Below are 4,856 nucleotides of genomic sequence, written 5' to 3' on the forward strand. Positions count from 1 at the left end.
TATTTTATTAAATGTAATGTAAATGTATTAATGTAAATGTATATTATTATAACCCTAGTGTGTTATCATTATTATAATAAATTAAAATCAATTTGTCAACCCTTTTTTAAAAAATATTTTAAAAATATTTAAGAAACCATTTTTATCCTTAAAAAACGTTATTTAATAATATTCACATTTACATTTACATTACATTGAATAAAATATCTTATTAACTTTTTTAAGATATTTAAAAAATAATTTTTATCATTAAAAAATATTATTTAAGAATATTCACATTTACATTAATACATTTACATTACATTAAATAATAAAATATTTTTATTAAACTTTTTTAAAAATAAAGATCTAATTTTAAAAAATAAAAAATATTAAAATTTAACTGCGGCAGCGACCTTCAACATACCCTTTTAAGGTATTTTTTTGCTATCAAAGCTCTAAGGAAAATAAAAATGAATAATAAAGGATTACTTTGATAAAAAAGATCATTTAAAAAAGCTTTTTGAAGCCAGTTTGATCAAAAAATAATTTAAAAATAACCATTTTTACGAGTTTTTGTTGACAACAAGATGGATATGTTTTTTTAAAAAGCAGGAAAAACCTTCCTTTTTAAAAAAAAGAAGGGAATAAAAAAAATTGCTTAATTTAAATTTGTTGGCTTTTTAAAAAAACACCAAAATCCTTTCTTTTTGAAAAAGGTTGGCTTTTTTGATTATTTAATTGTTTGCTTAATAATTGCGGCCAAAAATATTTTAAACTTTTCATCATTCTCTTTTGGTTATAAAAAAGAATATACTCATTAATCATTTGGATCATCTTTTTAGTATTCGTGTTTTCTAAATTACTTAAATAAAGTTTTTCGCCTTTTAAATTAGCCCAAAAAGATTCAATACAAGCGTTTTGGGAAGGAATGCCGACATCGGAGAAACTTTGTTGATAACCTTTTTGTTTTAAAATAGTTTTAAATCTTTTAGCAGTGTATTGGCTGCCTTGGTCAGAATGAAACAGACATAATTGTTTTAAGGGTTTTAATTGTTCTAAACTGTTCATAACTAAAGACAGATCTTGTTTATCAGCTATAGTATAAGCGATAATTTCGCGGTTATATAAATCCATAATCGCTGATAAATAAAGTTTTTTTTCGTAGTTAGACCCATAAATTAAAGTAGTAATATCAGTACATAATTTTTCATAAGGGCGAGAAGCATAAAAATTATTTTGTAATAAATTTAAATCAGACAGAGGCGGTTTTTTAAGGATATGTTTTTGATATTTGTTTTTAATAGTTTGACATAACAAATAAAACTGTTGCATTTTTTTTAAAACAGTTTTAGGGTTTATTTTAAAACCTATTTTGATCAATTTATGATGAACTTTACGATAACCTAAAATAAATTTTCCAAAACGGCGAATTCTTTTACATATTTTAATAATCGCGTTTTCTACAGGTGTTAATATCTGGGGTTTAAAACTTTGTTTTAACCAACGATAATAAGTTGTTTTGGCTAATCCTAACCATCTTAAAAGTTGGTTTAAAGGTATTTTTTCTTTATATTCATGAATGATTTCAAAATAAAGTTTTTTATTTTTTTCGGGTTAACACCTAATTTTTTTTTAATAGCGGTTTTAAAAGCTTGTAGGGCTACTTCGTTTTTATTAGCATAAATACCTTTGCTATATTTATATTGTTTACCTTTGGGTTGTTGTAAGCGATGAAGTTGCTGCTTATCAAACCAAATCAGCCATTGATATATTTGCGTTTTATTTTTGATTTTATATTTGGCTTGAATTTGTTTGTTGTTTAATAAACCTTCTTTTTTCGCAAAAATAACCTTTAATTTGGTATTTAGATCGTAATGATGATGTTGTTTTTTCATGAATAAAAAGAAGCCCTTCTTTATTTTATTAACCTATTTTTATTATAAAAAAATTTCAGTTAATAAAATAAAAGTAAATTTAATAGAACTCCTTTTTATTTAAAAAATAATTAATTAATCACTAGGTGGTGTATATTCTCCTCCTGTGTTAAACTTCTCAGTATAAAGACTTAAAGTTTTACGCACAGGGTTGAGGTGGATCCTTTTTTAAATAGTTATTACTTAGTATTCATTGGTTCTGTATATAAAGTAATGTATTGTTTTACAGGATTAAAGTGAAGGTAATAGATTTGTTTATCGGTAGTACCTAAACGATTGTCTTTAGGTATCTCAATTTTCGTTATATACCAATCTTTATCAGTATCTAAAATATATTTCGGTCCTTCATACTGGATTTCAATATTATTATCTGCATTTATTGTGAAACCATCAGCAAATGTATTTTTTTGAGTAAATAACGAATTATTTCGAGTAACATCAGACGAAAAATCTACTTGATACATCGAATTAATTTGTCGTTCTCTGTCGATATGCGGAAGTTCATCGCGATTATACCATTGATTAAAAGGTTTTTGTTTTACAAAAGCTTTTAAATCAGTAGGTACTTTATCAGGATATTGACATTTATCTAAGCCATTGAAACGAGCAAATGTATAAGTTTGATCAACGATTGTATGGTCTAAGCTTTTAATGTTTAAACCTTTTTTCCATTCTCCGTATTGGTCTTCACATTCTTTACGATGCGCTTCTATTTCCGCTTTGGTCTTTTTAATCCCTAATTTATTATCTAAACTCTCATCTAAATCTGAAGGTAGCATTACTTCGTGATTCTTATTCACAAACGCTAAACGGTCATAAGTCATAAAAGCATCACTTAATAATTTCACCCAATCACGATTCGAAAAAGTTTTTTTCTCATTTTCTTTTATTTTTCTGTTTTTTTCTTGCTCAGAATCATTTTCTTTAATTTCTTCTATAGGGGGGATTTTATCTATTAAAGTGGTTAGATGATTAAAAGTATGATAACTAATACGGTAATTATTAGCTAAAATTAAATATTTTAAAAAACCCGGAATTTCTTCTTTTTTAAAAGAATTAATTTCGATTTCTTGTTGAAAACGACTTCTTAAAGCACTATCTATTTTCTCTAAATGGTTAGTCGCTCCCATTAAAATAATTTTTTTCTCACTTTTTTTAAACCCGTCTAATTTGGTTAATAAGTTATTAATAATATTACTAGCCGTTTGGTTAGTATTTTTGTCTTCTCGATTCGCTAAACCACTAATTTCATCAATAAAGATAATGGATTTATCATGGGCTTCAGCTTCGGCCCAAATTTTTTCCAATTCCTCATTCCCTTCACCAACATAAGTTTTATCTAAACGAGAAGGCTCTAATTCAATATAGTGAGTTCCTGTTTCTCCACAAATAGCTTCGATTAAATGACTTTTCCCTGTTCCAGGCGGGCCATATAATAAAATTCCCATGGGTTTTACGTTTTGATAACCCAGAACATGTTTCTCCCCTTTTAAATAATGAAGAATATTGGCGAATTTTTCTTTTTCTTCCTCCATCCCGTAAACATTATCTAAGGTTTTCGGTTTTTTCTGCATATTTTCTAGTTGATTTTTTTGGATATTTTCAATATCGCGAAGGAGTTTTTGCAGTCTTTTATCAAAAGAAAGTAATTGACTATCCAAAAATAAACGATAATTTCTTAATCGGGCTTCTTCTTCTTGCGGAAGGTTTGCTTTTTGTAAAAACTGAGTAATTTTTTCTTTTTCCGCATCATTATAAGCCATAGCATCTCTTAAATCGTTTATTTCTTCTTGAAAGACAGCTAATTTACTCTTTTTATCAATGAGGATATTTTGTTGTTCTATTTCTTTTTTATTAACCGTTTGGATTTGTAATAAGTTTTTGCGTTGGTTAACTAAATCCTCACTTTCTTTAATTAAGCCTTCTTTTTCTTGCTGCAGTTTTGCTTCTTCTGCCTTTAAACTAGTCAGCTCGTTTTGCAGCGTTTCTTTTTGGGCGACCTCAGTAACAGGAAGCTTTTTTAAGGCTTCTTCTATGTTAGTCTTTTTTTGATTGATGGCAACTAAAAGATTATTAATTTCGTTATGACGTTTAATATTTAAATCTATTTTTTGTTTCAAAACATCGTCTTGACGTTTTAACTTGTCAGCTTCATCAATCTTTTTCTGGTTCTCTTGGCGCAATTTTTTTAATTGTTCAGCCAAGGCATCTCCCTCTTCTTGAGTCGTTTTTTGTTCCGTTTCTTGTTTTTGTTTCTCTTGGAGAGTAGTGTTTTGTTGTTTTAAAAAAACCATAAATACCAAGGATAACGACACAACCTGATAAAGAACTAAGGAAAAGAAGATAAATTTTATTAAAAAGTTTCATAAAAACTTTTCCTTTCTTTTTAATTTTTTTTAATCTACATCATAATATAAAGTTCTTTTTTGTTGAGTTCTTTTTTCATATAAATCAATTTTTTTTAAAGATTTGATATGGTTAGTATTCCATAACATACCTTCTTGGGTGTAATTATAAAAAGGAAATTTTAATTCAAAATCATAATTAAAAATGGTAAATGGTTCTTCTATTTTTTGATTAATCGGATAAATAGCCACAATTTTATCTTTCGCAATTTCTTTGACTACTATTTTATCAATGAAAAAGTAACTCGGACCGCCAAAATTCGTTCCTTTATCATAAATAATTTCTAAATGGTAATTTTGGGGTTGAAAAAGAAAAGTATCTTGAAGAGGATTTGAAGGGGCGTTTTTATTCCAAAAATAATATAAATGAGTCGCTCCGTTCCCCATTTGTTTTAAATCTTCTAAGGTATAAGTATCGTTTTTTCCTTCTCTTGTTCCACCTTCAAAATAAGCTAACAGAAATTGTTCTGGTGGAGGCTCTTTAATACGATATTTAAAATGAACTGGTTCTGATGTAGAATCGCTCGCATTATAC

General features: G+C 27.2%; 3 protein-coding genes and 1 pseudogene. All 4 read right to left on the reverse strand.

The window, feature by feature from the left end; translation table 11 throughout:
* Nucleotides 1-645 precede the first annotated feature (645 nt).
* Nucleotides 646-1,566, reverse strand: coding sequence for an IS3 family transposase (locus tag CPX_RS02485; protein ID WP_152907390.1), 921 nt, complete (start codon nt 1,564-1,566; stop codon nt 646-648).
* The gene (locus CPX_RS02490; protein ID WP_053521596.1) at nt 1,533-1,877 is read right to left on the reverse strand and encodes a hypothetical protein; all 345 of its coding nucleotides are present in this window, start codon (nt 1,875-1,877) and stop codon (nt 1,533-1,535) included. Before CPX_RS02490 ends, CPX_RS02485 begins: the two co-directional genes overlap by 34 nt.
* Before the next feature lie 218 nt (nt 1,878-2,095).
* Nucleotides 2,096-4,210 (reverse strand): ATP-binding protein, encoded by a 2,115-nt coding sequence (locus CPX_RS02495; RefSeq protein ID WP_235443263.1) that lies wholly within the window; start codon nt 4,208-4,210, stop codon nt 2,096-2,098.
* Between the two features lie 102 nt (nt 4,211-4,312).
* Nucleotides 4,313-4,856: pseudogene (locus CPX_RS02500) on the reverse strand (hypothetical protein); the annotation flags it as partial.

Origin of the sequence: Candidatus Phytoplasma pruni (genome assembly GCF_001277135.1) — a bacterium.
GTDB classification, from domain to species: domain Bacteria; phylum Bacillota_I; class Bacilli_A; order Acholeplasmatales; family Acholeplasmataceae; genus Phytoplasma; species Phytoplasma pruni.

What these genes read in the sequence shown, in the direction of transcription:
- CPX_RS02495 (WP_235443263.1), bottom strand. Translation starts at nt 4,210, where the DNA reads ATGGTTTTTTTAAAACAACAAAACACTACTCTCCAAGAGAAACAAAAA.
- CPX_RS02490 (WP_053521596.1), bottom strand. Translation starts at nt 1,877, where the DNA reads ATGAAAAAACAACATCATCATTACGATCTAAATACCAAATTAAAGGTT.